This is a genomic window from Endozoicomonas sp. ALB091 (genome assembly GCF_049310265.1).
In the GTDB taxonomy this organism is placed as follows: domain Bacteria; phylum Pseudomonadota; class Gammaproteobacteria; order Pseudomonadales; family Endozoicomonadaceae; genus Endozoicomonas.
Genome location: NZ_JBLYNQ010000008.1, coordinates 1,448,426 through 1,463,789, shown reverse-complemented (window position 1 = coordinate 1,463,789; position 15,364 = coordinate 1,448,426). Strand labels below are relative to the sequence as shown.

Annotated in this window: 11 protein-coding genes; 6 read left to right on the top strand and 5 right to left on the bottom strand. The window is 50.6% G+C overall.

What is annotated here, in order from left to right:
* On the top strand, positions 1-1,598 hold a 1,598-nt coding region (locus ACO6UX_RS22570), incomplete at its 5' end, for a hypothetical protein (protein ID WP_422450532.1).
* A 130-nt stretch (positions 1,599-1,728) separates the two neighbouring features.
* Here the strand turns inward: ACO6UX_RS22570 and ACO6UX_RS22565 are convergent.
* Positions 1,729-2,064: a hypothetical protein gene (locus ACO6UX_RS22565; RefSeq protein WP_422450531.1), complete on the bottom strand. Its 336-nt coding sequence runs from the start codon at positions 2,062-2,064 to the stop codon at positions 1,729-1,731.
* Positions 2,065-2,373: 309 nt separating this feature from the next.
* Between ACO6UX_RS22565 and ACO6UX_RS22560 the strand changes: the two genes are divergently transcribed.
* From ACO6UX_RS22560 to ACO6UX_RS22550, 3 genes are all read left to right on the top strand, one after another.
* Entirely contained in the window at positions 2,374-7,275 is a 4,902-nt protein-coding gene (locus ACO6UX_RS22560) for a hypothetical protein (RefSeq protein ID WP_422450530.1), read from the top strand.
* A 225-nt stretch (positions 7,276-7,500) separates the two neighbouring features.
* Entirely contained in the window at positions 7,501-8,544 is a 1,044-nt protein-coding gene (locus tag ACO6UX_RS22555) for a hypothetical protein (RefSeq protein WP_422450529.1), read from the top strand.
* A 203-nt stretch (positions 8,545-8,747) separates the two neighbouring features.
* Complete coding sequence (locus tag ACO6UX_RS22550) at positions 8,748-9,851, top strand: hypothetical protein (RefSeq protein ID WP_422450528.1); 1,104 nt, start codon at positions 8,748-8,750, stop codon at positions 9,849-9,851.
* Positions 9,852-9,879: 28 nt separating this feature from the next.
* Here ACO6UX_RS22550 and ACO6UX_RS22545 read toward each other — a convergent pair whose 3' ends face one another.
* The 4 genes from ACO6UX_RS22545 to pheS form a co-directional block, all read right to left on the bottom strand.
* The gene (locus tag ACO6UX_RS22545) at positions 9,880-10,224 is read right to left on the bottom strand and encodes a MerR family transcriptional regulator (RefSeq protein ID WP_422450527.1); all 345 of its coding nucleotides are present in this window, start codon (positions 10,222-10,224) and stop codon (positions 9,880-9,882) included.
* Entirely contained in the window at positions 10,205-10,516 is a 312-nt protein-coding gene (gene ihfA, locus ACO6UX_RS22540) for an integration host factor subunit alpha (RefSeq protein ID WP_101747798.1), read from the bottom strand. The genes ACO6UX_RS22545 and ihfA overlap by 20 nt, the downstream gene beginning before the upstream one ends.
* A 116-nt stretch (positions 10,517-10,632) precedes the next feature.
* Positions 10,633-13,035: a phenylalanine--tRNA ligase subunit beta gene (gene pheT, locus ACO6UX_RS22535; protein WP_422450526.1), complete on the bottom strand. Its 2,403-nt coding sequence runs from the start codon at positions 13,033-13,035 to the stop codon at positions 10,633-10,635.
* Between the two features lie 69 nt (positions 13,036-13,104).
* On the bottom strand, positions 13,105-14,133 hold the full coding sequence (gene pheS, locus ACO6UX_RS22530; protein ID WP_422450525.1) for a phenylalanine--tRNA ligase subunit alpha: 1,029 nt from the start codon (positions 14,131-14,133) through the stop codon (positions 13,105-13,107).
* A 199-nt stretch (positions 14,134-14,332) separates the two neighbouring features.
* On the opposite strand from pheS, the gene thiS reads away from it, so the two are divergent.
* Together thiS and ACO6UX_RS22520 are read left to right on the top strand one after the other, a co-directional pair.
* Entirely contained in the window at positions 14,333-14,533 is a 201-nt protein-coding gene (gene thiS, locus ACO6UX_RS22525; RefSeq protein WP_422450524.1) for a sulfur carrier protein ThiS, read from the top strand.
* A 41-nt stretch (positions 14,534-14,574) separates the two neighbouring features.
* Positions 14,575-15,354: a thiazole synthase gene (locus ACO6UX_RS22520; protein WP_422450523.1), complete on the top strand. Its 780-nt coding sequence runs from the start codon at positions 14,575-14,577 to the stop codon at positions 15,352-15,354.
* Positions 15,355-15,364 lie beyond the last annotated feature (10 nt).

Genomic DNA, 15,364 nt, shown 5'->3' with positions numbered 1-15,364 from the left:
GAGGAACTGGTATCCAGTTCTGGATTGAAAAATATCGTGAAAATCCACGCGGCAAAGGAGTACTCACTAAAACATTATCCATTCCTGCACCATTGGCTTTAACAAAATTTGCACTAACGCAACTCCCTGAATCTGAGATGCAGGAATACCTTGAACTTTGCAGAAACCTGAAGCCAGCCCCAACTCAGGAACAGTGGTATGCATTAAAACCACTTTGCCAACAGCTTGGCCAGCAATTTGACTTCACGCAATCTAAACGCACGATGCTGGAGATTCTCTGGCAACAATCAGAAGATAACCGCTCAAAATACGCGGATAAGATGGATGAGCTATTCAAAACCTTGCCCACCGTCTCACAGTGGCGCGGGTTACATCGGGTGCTTGGACAACACAAAATGCAGCAATTCATGGATGCCTGTCTTGACTATCAGGCTGCACCTGAAACTGCTCCTGATGTCACGATTCAGCAACGGTTGCTGGAAGGAATGTTACTGACAAACCACTATCTGCCTGAACACATCGATATACCGGATCTCTGCTTTTCAAACCGGGTGTCAACTGATGATGAAAGAGGCGTAGTTGTTGATGGTGATCACGTCATGTTGGGCCAGGAACGCCTGTGGTACTTTATCACGGCCATACTGTTCGAGCTTAAACAAACAGAGTATCAATTCAGGAATCAAAAGCTTACTGTCATGCCAACCGATGGTGAACCGGTTGTACTCCAAAAACCGGATTTTACCCTCACGGATACTGGCCTTGTTATAAAGAACTGGACATTGGAACAGTTGACCGCCTTTTTCAAGGCAACTGAATTCACAGAACAATGGTATGAAAAGCCTCAGGACAAACGGGAGCCCTATGCGATCAGGCTTGAGGCAAAATTAGCCCAAATGAAAGCAAGAACCAAAGAGACCAGGAAAGCTGAGCCTAAAAAAGCAGCATTTCTGCTGTCACCTTCCATGATTATCAATATCATCAAATACAAAAAACCATTAAAGCCAGCGGTGTGGTCATCTCTGGAACACTATGCCAGCAACGGCCAGCTAACCACAAGTTTATGTAAGGCGCTCAGCCCGGTTATCCGAAATGATAATGATGGTGTTGTTCCTGAGCTCGTTAAAAATGCAGTGGCTGAAAAGTTGGTACAGATTGAGACAACAAAAACACCCGTAGTAACAGCAATCGCTCTGCAACAACCTCCTGCAAGCACGCCCCCCCCTTGGGATCAGGATTCCACCAGGAGCATTCAAGGGCCGAAATTTACCTTTGAAGCGGCAATGGAAGAGCTGGATCGTTTTCCGATATTGGGGAATAGAGAACTTGAACTATTGGAACCCTATCGGAAAGAGATGATACTTCCGCAGTTAATAAGTGTTCTCCAAAAGATCAACCATTATGATGTGGATAAACAGACACAAAACGCCTGGCATTCAGCCTTAGAATGCAGAAAAAAAGACCCTCTTGGGCTGAACGAAATTGACATTGACATTTGGGAATCGGATTCTGATTTATTGTCGCCGGATTTTGATTTATTTGCGACCGAGTCAGAACGGGTCAACAACAATGACTGGATGGAAGAGTTCCTACAAGGATAAACCAGTTGCCCTGACTCAAGCATTTTACGGTTAAAATGGCAACATACGCTGGTTAAATTGGTGCCTACCTGAAATTAGAGGAAACCGGAAGCGAATATCAAGAAGAAAGTCAAACCACCAAAAACCGGTGTCATATATGGTCCCAGCTTTCTTTGCCATGCCGGTACAGTGTACGGGCAACCCGGATAGGGCCGACAGCTGACTGATAAGTTGCAGAACAACGCAATGCCCGGTGATAGCAGGTGCCATTGAACTCAATGACTGGTGCATCGACGTCGAGTGAAGCCAGATCATTTGCAAGAACCTCACACTTTGCCTGAGCAAAAAGAGCATGGACCTGGTTTTCATAATCTTCAAAGTGCCGGATCGAATTATGATGCTGGCGCAGGCGAATCAACATGAGTTCGAGCTGCTCAAGAGCGTGGCAAGTATTAGCGGTTTTCGCCAACGGCTGACATACTTCCATCGGGGCGGCCTCTCACTGGAACGGTGTAGTATTTCAGTAAACATCATACCGGTGTTTGGCCGTTACCCCATATCAGGCCGGACGAAATTTGTTGCTATGGGGGATTGCGTGGAGCGCAAACCCTGAAAATACAGTCAGTATGAGACTTTCACCCAAACGATTCTCCAACTGGAAACAGGGAGGACCTCCAAACAAACCATGCAGTCACCTTCCTCCTCAGCAACCGCAGATACTGTATCCAGGTTAACATCTACTGCAGCTGGAAGAGACGAGCCGTCAACCAGCCACAAACGCAAAAGAAAGCGGAGCATGGCAGGTCGCCAGATTGAAAAGACAACAACGGACACTGGAGCGTTGCCACCGCATCAACAGCAACCTGAATCCGGGACCATTTCCCCCATAAAGCTCAGGCGTGTTACTGGCAATAACTCGTGTATTGAGCGCTCTTCTTCGACTTCGGTTCAGGGTAATCCGGAGCCAATGGAGACTGACACGGCCATGTCTGCTGACGCAGCTTCCACGCTTCCGGGGATATCAATAAATCTACCAACAACCAGCGACAACAGGCTATTAACTGGCAATGAACATACCTCAGCGATGGTGCAGGTCATGCCTGAACCAATGAAGGATGTACCGCTCACTACAGAAATTAACAGTGAAACATCAATTTCAGAATTTTCTGTAAGCCAGCAAAATGAACTGCGAACACATTTAAATAATCAAGCAATTCAAGCAATATTAACGCATGCCGGGACTCTTCTGAAAAACCTCAAAGACAGGAAAATCCAGTTAGCGCGAGACAGGGGAAAGCCGCCCGCACATTCCCTCTTTTCCAAGTTAAAAAACTTCAGCATTGTTAAAGATTCTCAGACTTTCAAAGGCTATTTTGCCAAGGCCAACACGTTCTTCTTAGCTGTAAATCCCCAGCAGATTACAAATACCAGCTGCCTTACCAGCATGCTCAATTCGAAGACTCAGATAAAAAAGTTTGCAGAAGAAAGCGAGGAAAACATTCAGGCGGTTGCTGCTAACCCATGCTTGAAACAGATTGCCTCCATGTGTAACGGCAAAGGCTTGCCCGACAAAGCGAAGGTGGAAGCGCTCAAAGCGTGGGAGTGCTGGAAGGTGAACGGCGAATTCAGCCTGGAACTGCTGCGGGCCTTTTCCTCCATGTGTAATGGCAAAGGCTTGCCCGACAAAGCGAAGGTGGAAGCGCTCAAAGCGTGGGAGTGCTGGAAGGTGAACGGCGAATTCAGCCTGGAACTGCTGCGGGCCTTTTCCTCCATGTGTAATGGCAAAGGCTTGCCCGACAAAGCGAAGGTGGAAGCGTTCGTGGCGTGGGAGTGCTGGAAGGTGAACGACGAATTCAGCCTGGAACTGCTGCGGGCCTTTTCCTCCATGATGAGCAGTAGGGGCTTGCCCGACAAAGCGAAGGTGGAAGCGTTCGTGGCGTGGGAGTGCTGGAAGGTGAACGGCGAATTCAGCCTGGAACTGCTGCGGGCCTTTTCCTCCATGATGAGCAGTAGGGGCTTGCCCGACAAAGCGAAGGTGGAAGCGTTCGTGGCGTGGGAGTGCTGGAAGGTGAACGGCGAATTCAGCCTGGAACTGCTGCGGGCCTTTTCCTCCATGTGTCATGGCAAAGGCTTGCCCGACAAAGCGAAGGTGGAAGCGTTCGTGGCGTGGGAGTGCTGGAAGGTGAACGGCGAATTCAGCCTGGAACTGCTGCGGGCCTTTTCCTCCATGTGTAATGGCAAAGGCTTGCCCGACAAAGCGAAGGTGGAAGCGTTCGTGGCGTGGGAGTGCTGGAAGGTGAACAGCGAATTCAGCCTGGAACTGCTGCGGGCCTTTTCCTCCATGTGTCATGGCAAAGGCTTGCCCGACAAAGCGAAGGTGGAAGCGCTCAAAGCGTGGGAGTGCTGGAAGGTGAACGGCGAATTCAGCCTGGAACTACTGCGGGCCTTTTCCTCCATGTGTCATGGCAAAGGCTTGCCCGACAAAGCGAAGGTGGAAGCGCTCAAAGCGTGGGAGTGCTGGAAGGTGAACGGCGAATTCAGCCTGGAACTGCTGCGGGCCTTTTCCTCCATGATGAGCACCAGGGGCTTGCCCGACAAAGCGAAGGTGGAAGCGTTCGTGGCGTGGGAGTGCTGGAAGGTGAACGGCGAATTCAGCCTGGAACTGCTGCGGGCCTTTTCCTCCATGTGTCATGGCAAAGGCTTGCCCGACAAAGCGAAGGTGAAAGCACTCAAAGCGTGGGAGTGCTGGAAGGTGAACGGCGAGTTCAGCCTGGAACTGCTGCGGGCCTTTTCCTCCATGATGAGCAGTAGGGGCTTGCCCGACAAAGCGAAGGTGGAAGCGTTCGTGGCGTGGGAGTGCTGGAAGGTGAACGGCGAATTCAGCCTGGAACTGCTGCGGGCCTTTTCCTCCATGTGTCATGGCAAAGGCTTGCCCGACAAAGCGAAGGTGGAAACGCTCAAAGCGTGGGAGTGCTGGAAGGTGAACGGCGAATTCAGCCTGGAACTGCTGCGGGCCTTTTCCTCCATGATGAGCATTAGGGGCTTGCCCGACAAAGCGAAGGTGGAAGCGTTCGTGGCGTGGGAGTGCTGGAAGGTGAACGGCGAATTCAGCCTGGAACTGCTGCGAGCCTTTTCCTCCATGTGTAATGGCAAAGGCTTGCCCGACAAAGCGAAGGTGGAAGTGTTCGTGGCGTGGGAGTGCTGGAAGGTGAACGGCGAATTCAGCCTGGAACTGCTGCGGGCCTTTTCCTCCATGTGTCATGGCAAAGGCTTGCCCGACAAAGCGAAGGTGGAAACGCTCAAAGCGTGGGAGTGCTGGAAGGTGAACGGCGAATTCAGCCTGGAACTGCTGCGGGCCTTTTCCTCCATGTGTAATGGCAAAGGCTTGCCCGACAAAGCGAAGGTGGAAGCGTTCGTGGCGTGGGAGTGCTGGAAGGTGAACGGCGAATTCAGCCTGGAACTGCTGCGGGCCTTTTCCTCCATGTGTCATGGCAAAGGCTTGCCCGACAAAGCGAAGGTGGAAGTGTTCGTGGCGTGGGAGTGCTGGAAGGTGAACGGCGAATTCAGCCTGGAACTGCTGCGGGCCTTTTCCTCCATGATGAGCAGTAGGGGCTTGCCCGACAAAGCGAAGGTGGAAGCGTTCGTGGCGTGGGAGTGCTGGAAGGTGAACGGCGAATTCAGCCTGGAACTGCTGCGGGCCTTTTCCTCCATGTGTCATGGCAAAGGCTTGCCCGACAAAGCGAAGGTGGAGGCGTTCGTTCAATGGCTACCCTCGGATGAAAATAAGAATATTCTGAAACTTTCTTTCCGAATATTTGCCAGTTTTGGTTTGCCCTCAGGAGAAAAGCTGACTGAAAATGAGAAAACACTTCGCCAATGTCTTAATCAGCATGGTTGTACCACTGAACATGGCGACGACAATAGTGATGAAGATCTTTTAGAATCGAGTCAAATGAAAGCACTGGCTCTGTTCTTCTCTGGGCCCGCAAAATGGCGCATGAAAATTGCCGAATTCCAACAATATCTGGCTGCCCACAAGAGTCCTCGAAATGACAGAGTGGCTGTTCGTGCTGCGCTGAAATCATTGCTACCGATATTGGCTATCCATGGAGGAACTGGCATCCAGTTCTGGATTGAAAAATATCGTGAAAATCCACGCGGCAAAGGAGTACTCACTAAGGCATTATCCATTCCTGCACCACTGGCTTTAACAAAATTTGCACTAACGCAACTCCCTGAATCTGAGAGGCAGGAATACCTTGAACTTTGCAGAAACCTGAAGCCAGCCCCGACTCAGGAACAGTGGTATGCATTAAAACCACTTTGCCAACAGCTTGGCCAGCGATTTGACTTCACGCAATCCAAACGCACGATGCTGGAGATTCTCTGGCAACAATCAGAAGATAACCGCTCAAAATACGCGGATAAGATGGATGAGCTATTCAAAACCTTGCCCACCATCTCACAGTGGCGCGGGTTACATCGGGTGCTTGGACAACACAAAATGCAGCAATTCATGGATGCCTGCCTTGACTATCAGGCTACACCTGAAACCGCTCCAGATGTCACGATTCAGCAACGGTTGCTGGCAGGAATGCTGCTCACAAACCACTCTCTACCTGAACCAGAGAAAATACCGGATCTCTGCTTTTCAAACCGAGTGTCAACAGATGATAAAAGAGGGGTGATGGTCGGTGGTGATCCCGCCATGTCGGGCCAGGAACGCCTGTGGCGCTTTATCACGGCCATGTTAATTGAGCTTGAACAAACAGAATATCAATTCAAGAATCAAAGACTAACCGTTTTGCCAGCCGATGGCGATCCGGTTGTACTCCAAAATCCAGAGTTTACCCTCAGAGATACCGGCTTTGTTATCAAGAACTGGACATTGCAACAGTTAACCGCCTTTTTCAAGGCAACCGAGTTCACAGAACAATGGTATAAAAAGCCTCAGGACAAGCGCGATCTCTATGCGATCAGGCTTGAGGCAAAATTAGCCCAAATGAAAGCGAGAACCAAAGAGCCCAAGAAAGCCGAGCCTAAAAAAATACCATACCTGGTGGCACCCTCTCTGATTATCAGTCTAATCAATTGCAATAAACCATTAAAGCCTGCGGTCTGGTCATCTCTTGAACACTATGCCAGCAGCGGCCAGCTAAACGCCCGTTTATGCACGGCACTCAGCCCGGTTATCAAAGATGATAAAGACGGCATTGTTCCAGACCTCGTTAAGAAAGCGGTGGTTGCAAAGTTGGAACAGATTGAGGCAGCAAAAACGCCAGTAGTAACATCAATCCCTCAGCAAGGACTTCCAGCAAGGGCAGGCATACCAACTCAAGGGAACCAGGTTGCCAACAGTCGCATTCAAGGGCCGCTATCTGACTTTGACGCGGCAATGGAAGCTCTGGATCGTTTTCGCGAATTGGGAAATGCAGAACTTGAACTGCTGGAACCCCACCGAAGCCGAATGACTTATGTTGAATTAAGCACTGCTATCTGCAAAATGAGCTACGCAGTGGATTCAGAAACACGGAAAGAATGGAATGAAGCCAGCGAGAAAAGGAGAAGAGACCCACTTGGGCTTGATGAAATAGTGGAATGGGATTTTGATTCATTGGCGACATTGGATTCATTGGCGACAGAGTCAGAACTGGTCAACAACGATGACTGGATGGAAGAGTTCCTACAAGGGCTGTGATATGCATTAAGAAGGTCTTGAAACTGTTGGGACTGCATAACAGAATTTCCCATTTCAGATCCGGCCAATGCCATTGTGGCCATTGATCGCTGGAAGGCTGACTTCAGGTTCGACGCTTCAACCCCGGTGAATGGGTGATGAAAAGTTTTTTTTCGGTTTTGGTCAGGAACTTTGTATCGATCAGGTGTTCAAACAACGCAGGCTCATGTCCGAGGTCACTTTGTTATGAATGTCACTGGTTCTCAAATTATACGGCAAGTTCCAGCTTCACCAGTTCAGGAGAAGCAACACGAAGGAGTGGAAGCCATACCAGCAACAGAGCCATCCTGCAGTGAGATGGCTAAAGTCTTCCCGAAGTTGACAGACACAGAAACGCTGGTCGAAAAAGCCAAGGCGGTTGCCAGACAATTAAAAGATCCTGACGGTAAATTAAACGACTGGGAGTTTCCCTGTAATTTAACCCCGTTGCATATTGCCTGTCTTGCTGGTGATATGGAACTGTTAAAACTCGCAATGCTGGATGATTTTTGCCAGGAGCACATTGATCAGCAAACATCTGCTGATACTGATGTTGATGCTACTGCAAATGAAACTACTGCCAATGCAGCAACTGCATCACCAGAGGGCAATAACGAAGTTGGTGATCAACGGCCAATTGCCACGAACCACGACACGGCTTTGCATTTTGCCCTGCTGACCGGCTGGGACAAAGGAGCATTAACGCTTATCGAAGAGCTTGATGTTCAGGATAAACTGAAAAACACGATTAACGACAGAGGCGAAAGCCTGCTCAGTCTGGCGGCAAGTCACAGCAGTCTTGAAGTTGTTCGTGGGCTTTGCGATTCTTTCAAGGCGAGTGAAAATTATCGGGAGTATCTGTTTCACAAATCAGAACACCAGAGAACCTTGCTTCATTGTGCAGTAGACCAGAATGGTCCGGAAGTTTTCAACTATCTGCAAGATCAGCAAATGTCCGCAACCAGAGAAATGATCGCAGGTTCGGCGAATGATCAGGACAACCAGCTCCGGATGCTCCCGAGAACAACGCGTGCTGATAAAGATAGAAATGGTAATACACCCGAGAAACTTGCCGCAATGAAAGCTGGTCTGCGTTATATCCAGCAATTTCATGACAATCCCAAACTTGTAGAGGAAGTACGTTTTAGTGACAATAAAAACCCCTGGCTAAATTACTACTTGCAAGACATTACTGGTTTAATGCAGCCTATATCCTGGATTTCGCCGTTTAGATCATGCAACCTCGTATGAAGTGATCAGTCACTGCCTGTTCCGAAGTAATTTCTGACCAGGCAGAATCGATTGCCATGGCTTTCCGGTTTATCACAGAACATCTCCACGTTCTACTCTTCACCCCTGGTAAATAAGTGATGGGAAATTTTTGATTGTAGTGAGGAACTTTGTGCCGGTCGTGTATTCAAATTACGCAGGTACACGTTCGAGGTCACCTTGTTATGGATGTCAATACTTCTCAAATTAATCCGTCTTTTCCGTCTTCAGCAGCCCAGGAGACGCAATCCGAAGGATTGAAGGTTATACCAACAAACGGGTCTTCCAGCAGTGAGGTTGCCAAGGTCTTTACGGAGTTGACAGACATTAAAATGCTGGTCGAAAAGGCTCAGGTGGTTGCTGGACTATTAAAAAGTGCTGAAGGTGGATTAAACGACTGGGATCTCCCTTGTGATTTAACCCCATTGCACATTGCCTGTCTCGCAGGTGATATGAAGCTCTTACAGCTCGCTCTCAAGAATGATGTCTGCCGGAGTCGCATTGATCAACACACGGCGTCTTGTTCTACTACCACTACGTCTTCTACTCCCGATTCCATTACTATCACTACTACTATCTCTGTCACTGCGGCTATCGCTGCTAATGCTGCACGACTGGAGGACCCTGGCGAGATTAGAAATATCCTGCCAATTGCCATGAACCACGACACGGCCTTGCACTTTGCCCTTTTGACCGGCTGGAATGAAGGGGCACTCACCCTTATGGAAGCACTCAGAAAATTGGGTAAACTGGCAAATACCACGAACGACAAACGCAATAGCCTGTTTAGTCTGGCGGCAAGTCACAGCAGTCTTAAAGTAGTACGTGAGCTTTGCAGTCATTTCATGGGGAGTGAACATTACCGAGCGTATTTATTTCACAAATCAGAAGACCAGAAAACTTTGCTTCATTGTGCTGTGGAGCAGGATGATCATGAAGTTTTCGAATATCTGCAACGGGAGCAAATGGAAACAACCGACAATATAAATTGCGCTTTGGCAAGAAAACATGGCTACCGTTACCACGATTTCCCGGAGAGATTACCGACAACAACACGTGATAATAAAGATAGAAATGGCAACACACCCGAAGAACTTATTGCGCTGAAACTTGGATTGGATAACATCCAGAAATTGAAAGACAATCCCAGGCTCTTAAAGCAAAAACGTTATCATGGCTGTGATAGTCTCTGGGAAAAATATTACTTGCAAGACATCACCTTTCTCATTGATCCAGTATCCTGGATTCCGCCCTGGGAAAAACCACCACTCAGCTACTTCTTCGGATGAAGTGATTGCCTGTTCCAAATCATTTAGCTCAGGACAAAATATCAACAACTGCTTCTAATTCCGATATTGCCTGCGCTATTTCAGTACGATAATCAAACGTTTGTCGCTTAACCGCATGTCGCTTCAGCTGCGTGCGGGCTCCATCGATGGTAAAGCGCTGATCGTATAAAAGACTGCGGATCTGTCGAACCAGCTGTACGTCCTCATGGCGGTAATAGCGCCGATTACCTCGACGAACCGGTGACAGTTGGGGAAATTCCTGCTCCCAATAGCGCAGCACATGAGACTTAACCAAACAGAGCTCACTGACTTCGCCAATGGTAAAGTAGCGTTTGCCAGGGATAGCTGGCAGATCACTCGTCCTGAGTTCCATGTCCTGCATAGGTTTCCACTCTCGCCTTGAGTTTCTGACCGGGTTTGAAGGTCACCACACGTCGTGGGGTGATCGGGATTTCCTCTCCCGTTTTCGGGTTCCGGCCTGGTCTTTGACGTTTATCGCGCAAATCAAAGTTACCAAAGCCGGACAGTTTCACCGATTGGTTTTTTTCGAGAGACTGGCGAATTTCCTCAAAAAACAGCTCGACCATCTCTTTGGCTTCGCGTTTGTTAAGGCCAAGCTCTTCATTCAGTCGCTCGGCCATATCGGCTTTCGTCAGGGCTCCCATGAACCAATCCCCTTTTTTGTTTTTCCCATGGTAATAGCTGTATCGGGTTTTCTGAAAGAAAGATAACAGGCTATTACCATGATCTTATTATTCACTCTGAGGCCATTGACTGGCGTTTACTGACGCAGGCTGGCATCGAAGTCCTGTTTCAAGCGGGCAACAACACGGTCAACCAGCTCATTAACCTCGTCATCCTTTAGAGTGCGGGAAGGATGCTGTAAGGTCAAGCCCATGGCCAGGCTCTTGAACCCTGCTTCAATACCCTGACCGGCATAAACATCAAAAGTATTGACCCGGCGCAACAGTTCACCGGCTTCACTGGCAATTACCCGTTCAATATCGCCAGCAGCAGTGGCGGCATTAACCACCAGTGCCAGGTCACGGCGAACTTCAGGATACTTCGACAGGGCTGCAAAACGGGTAACTTGGCCTTCAGTCACCGCTTTCAGGCTGAGCTCAACCAGGTAAACCGCAGCGGGCATATCCATCGTCTTTGCCAGCGATGGGTGCAAGGCCCCAATATGACCAATCACTTTGCCAGCACGAACAATTTCGGCACACTGGCCAGGATGCATGGCAGCATGCTCGCCCTTGCGGAACACAAACTCATTACCGGCCTGCCCCAGGGCTAAGACCGCTTCGAAATCGCCTTTCAGGTCAAAGAAGTCAACAGCTTCAGCCTTACCCTGCCAGCTTTGTGGATGACGGCTGCCAGTAATCAGGGCCGCCAGCATTGGCTCCTGTTTAAGTTCATCGCCGTCTTTGCCCTTTTCCCTGATAAAGGTCAGACCTGTTTCAAACAGACGAACCCGGCTTTGCTGACGATTCAGGTTGTAGCCAGCGGTTTTAACCAGTCCTGGCAGCAACGTTGTGCGCATCACGGACAGATCGCTGGCAATCGGGTTGGACAGGGCAACAGGCTCACGCTGAGGATCAAACAGCCGGTGCAGTTCCGGAGCGATAAAGCTGAAGCACACCGCCTCCTGATAACCACGGGCCGTCAGTACACGACGAATGTCTGATTCATGAACCCGGGACTCGTCCACCTGTTTCATCTTTAACATCGCTGTCGGCGTGCTCTCAGGCAGATTGTTGTAGCCGTAAATTCGGCCAAGCTCTTCCACCAGATCTTCTTCGATGGCAATATCAAAGCGCCAGCTGGGGACAGACACCGTCCAGCATGCCTGGTCATCGGTCTCTTCAACAAGCGTTAAGCCCAGACCCAGGCGCGACAGTAATGCTTCGATATGACGGTTTTCGATGGCCATACCCAGCAGTGACGTCACTTTTTCAGAACGCAGTGTCACTTCACGCAGAGCAGGCAGGTGGGCTTCGCTGGCCACTTCCGTTACCGGACCCGGTTCACCGCCACAAATCTCGACGATCAGGGCCGTGGCACGTTCAACCGCGTTGTTCTGCAGCTGGAAATCCACACCCCGTTCAAAGCGGTGGGAAGAGTCCGTGTGCAAGCCATAGGAACGGGCCTTACCGGCAATGGTAATCGGATCAAAGAATGCGCTTTCCAGGAAGATATGACGGGTCTGGTCACTGACGCCGGAACCTTCTCCCCCCATCACCCCGGCAATCGCCAGAGCCTTCTGCTCATCAGCAATGACCAGTGTGTTGTCGTTCAGTGTGACTTCCTGACCATCCAGCAGGGTCAGCTTCTCGCCAGCCTCCGCCATGCGCACATGAATGCTGCCAGAGAGCGTATTCAGGTCAAAGCCGTGCATAGGCTGACCCAGTTCCAACATGACGTAGTTGGTGACATCCACCACCGGGTCAATGGAGCGGACACCGGAGCGGCGCAGATGCTCAGTGAGCCACAATGGCGCAGAACGGGAAACGTCCACGTTACGAATAACCCGGCCAACATAGCGCGGGCAGCCCTGTGGAGCATCAATATGAACCGGGAAGGTATCATCAATGGCGGGTGCCACTTCCACTATCTGCTCTTCTGTCACATCCGCCAGAAAGTTTGCGCTGACTTCACGGGCCAGACCGGCGATGCTCAGACAGTCACCGCGATTAGGGGTCAGGTCCACATCGATGATCTTGTCGTCCAGAGACAGGTATTCACGAATATTCTGGCCAACCGGGGCATCCAGAGGCAGCTCCATCAAACCATCGGAAGACTCGGCCATGCCGAGCTCTTCTTCGGCACAGAGCATGCCGAAGGATTCAACACCGCGCAATTTGGCTTTTTTGATTTTGAAGTTGCCGGGCAATACGGCACCCACGGTGGCAAAGGGAACCTTGATACCCACCCGGGCATTAGGGGCACCACACACCACCTGGAAAGACTCACTGCCGGTACTGACCTGAGTCACCCGCAGCTTATCGGCGTCCGGGTGCTGCTCACAGGCCACAATTTCACCAATAACGACACCGGTAAACTCACCGGCAACGGCTTCAACCTCGTCAACCTCCAGACCGGCCATGGTGATTTTATCCACCAGCGCCTGGGTATCGACCTCAATATTGACCCACTGCCGCAACCACTTTTCACTGAATTTCATGCTATTTACTCAATCCTGCTAAAACCGTCTGTTCTTAAACGTTTGAAAATGACGCTGTCCCAACCGCTCCTAACGGAACTGATCCAGGAAGCGCAAGTCGTTCTCAAAGAACTGGCGCAGGTCATTGACGCCATAACGCAGCATGGCAAAACGCTCAACCCCCATACCAAAGGCAAAACCGGTGTACTTTTCAGGATCGATCCCGGAGTAGCGGAACACGTCCGGGTGCACCATGCCGCAGCCCAGCACTTCCAGCCATTTGATCGAGCCATCGTCGTTACGGCCCCACTCAATATCCACCTCGGCAGAAGGCTCAGTGAACGGGAAGTAGGATGGACGGAAACGAACCTGCAGATCATCCCGCTCAAAAAAGACTCTCAGGAAGTCAATCAGAACACTTTTCAGGTCCGCAAAGCTGACTTTCTCGGCAACGTACAGACCTTCCACCTGGTGGAACATCGGGCTGTGGGTCTGGTCAGAATCACAGCGATACACCTTACCCGGGCAAACAATGGCAATGGGCGGGTTCTCGTTATTTTTGACAAAACGCTCCATGGTACGAACCTGAACCGGTGAGGTGTGGGTTCTCAGTACAGTAGTGTCGTCAAAATAGAACGTGTCGTGCATGGCACGGGCCGGATGGTGACCGGGAATATTCAGGGCTTCGAAGTTGTGGTAATCATCTTCGATTTCCGGCCCTTGCTCCACGGTAAAGCCGATGCGACCGAAATAGTCGGCAATCCGTTCCATGGTACGGGTAATCGGGTGAACAGTACCCAACACCTGACCACGCCCGGCCAGGGATACATCAATGGCCTCACTGGCCAGTCGGGCATCCAGGGCCTGTTGATCCAGCAACGCTTTTTTATGGTTGATCGCGTCCTGAACCTGCTGCTTGCCCTTGTTAATCAGCCCACCTGCTTTTGGTCGCTCCTCAGGGGAGAGCTGGCCAAGGGCCTTGAGCAAAGAGGTCAGCTCGCCTTTCTTACCAAGGAACTGAACGCGGATCTCGTCCAGACCTGAGGCGTCAGCAACGGCTTCAACGGCACTGAGTGCGCTGGCCACCAGCGTATCAAGCGTGTTATCCAGATTCTCCATGGGGTTTCCAAAACAGATGAGCTACAGAAAATAAACGGTCAATTCTAACGGCTGAACCCTGCCTTGGGTAGAGTTGTCACCGCCAATAATGAAGAGTATTTGTCTTTGTGCCTCAACCCGGCTGTGCAGATCATTTGTCAAACACCCCCCGGATTCTTTAGAATCTTGCCAACTTAAAAGGACTGGCACCCAATTGACCATGCAGATCACGGTAAACAATCAGCCGATGGCAGTGGAGCCCCCTATCAGCGTTGAGGCCCTGTTACAGCAACTGAACCACCTGGAAAAAGGCGTAGCCCTTGCGGTCAATTGTAAAATCATCAGCCGCTCCCGGTGGGCATCTTATCTGCTGAGTGACGGGGATAACATTACGCTGATAAAAGCAACGGCGGGTGGCTAGACAAACATAAACCAAAGCGCACTAAATAACGTAAGGCTGGCATGCTGGAAATTGCGGATAAAACCTTTTCTTCACGACTGTTTACCGGAACTGGAAAGTTCAGTAACAGCCAATTGATGACCGATGCCATCATTGCCTCCGGCAGTGAACTGGTCACTATGGCGCTGAAGCGGGTTGACCTGAATGAGCAGCAGGACAATATCCTCGGGCCTCTTCTCGACCGACAGCTGGAGCACAACCTGAACCTGCTGCCAAACACCTCAGGTGCCCGCACTGCGGATGAAGCCATTTACGCAGCCCAGCTGGCCAGAGAAGCCCTCGGCACCCATTTCGTCAAAGTCGAAATTCATCCAGACCCCAAATACCTTCTGCCAGACCCCATTGAAACCCTGAAAGCCTGCGAAACATTAAGTGCCATGGGTTTTGCCGTCATGCCTTATATCCATGCAGATCCGGTTCTCTGCAAACGCCTGGAGGAAGTGGGTGTTGCCGCCGTTATGCCCCTGGGTTCCCCCATTGGCAGTAACCTGGGTCTGAAGACCAAAGAGTTTATCCAGATCATTATTGAACAAAGCTCGGTACCGGTGGTGATTGATGCGGGCATAGGCAGCCCTTCCGATGCGGCCCAGGCCATGGAGATGGGGGCTGATGCCGTGCTGGTTAATTCCGCCATTGCCGTGGCCCGTGATCCGGTACAAATGGCCATCGCCTTTAAAGATGCCGTTATCGCCGGGCGCAGGGCTTACCAGGCCGGTCTTGGTGGGCGCGCTTTACAGGCTCAGGCCAGCAGCCCGTTAACGGCCTTTCTGGATGACCTTTAGGAGAGGACCT

Excerpts from the sequence above, each read along its gene's own strand:
- pheS (WP_422450525.1), bottom strand. The coding sequence starts at position 14,133 with ATGGAGAATCTGGATAACACGCTTGATACGCTGGTGGCCAGCGCACTC.
- thiS (WP_422450524.1), top strand. The coding sequence starts at position 14,333 with ATGCAGATCACGGTAAACAATCAGCCGATGGCAGTGGAGCCCCCTATC.
- ACO6UX_RS22520 (WP_422450523.1), top strand. The coding sequence starts at position 14,575 with ATGCTGGAAATTGCGGATAAAACCTTTTCTTCACGACTGTTTACCGGA.
- ACO6UX_RS22560 (WP_422450530.1), top strand. The coding sequence starts at position 2,374 with ATGGCAGGTCGCCAGATTGAAAAGACAACAACGGACACTGGAGCGTTG.
- pheT (WP_422450526.1), bottom strand. The coding sequence starts at position 13,035 with ATGAAATTCAGTGAAAAGTGGTTGCGGCAGTGGGTCAATATTGAGGTC.
- ACO6UX_RS22565 (WP_422450531.1), bottom strand. The coding sequence starts at position 2,064 with ATGGAAGTATGTCAGCCGTTGGCGAAAACCGCTAATACTTGCCACGCT.
- ACO6UX_RS22550 (WP_422450528.1), top strand. The coding sequence starts at position 8,748 with ATGGATGTCAATACTTCTCAAATTAATCCGTCTTTTCCGTCTTCAGCA.
- ACO6UX_RS22545 (WP_422450527.1), bottom strand. The coding sequence starts at position 10,224 with ATGGAACTCAGGACGAGTGATCTGCCAGCTATCCCTGGCAAACGCTAC.
- ihfA (WP_101747798.1), bottom strand. The coding sequence starts at position 10,516 with ATGGGAGCCCTGACGAAAGCCGATATGGCCGAGCGACTGAATGAAGAG.
- ACO6UX_RS22555 (WP_422450529.1), top strand. The coding sequence starts at position 7,501 with ATGAATGTCACTGGTTCTCAAATTATACGGCAAGTTCCAGCTTCACCA.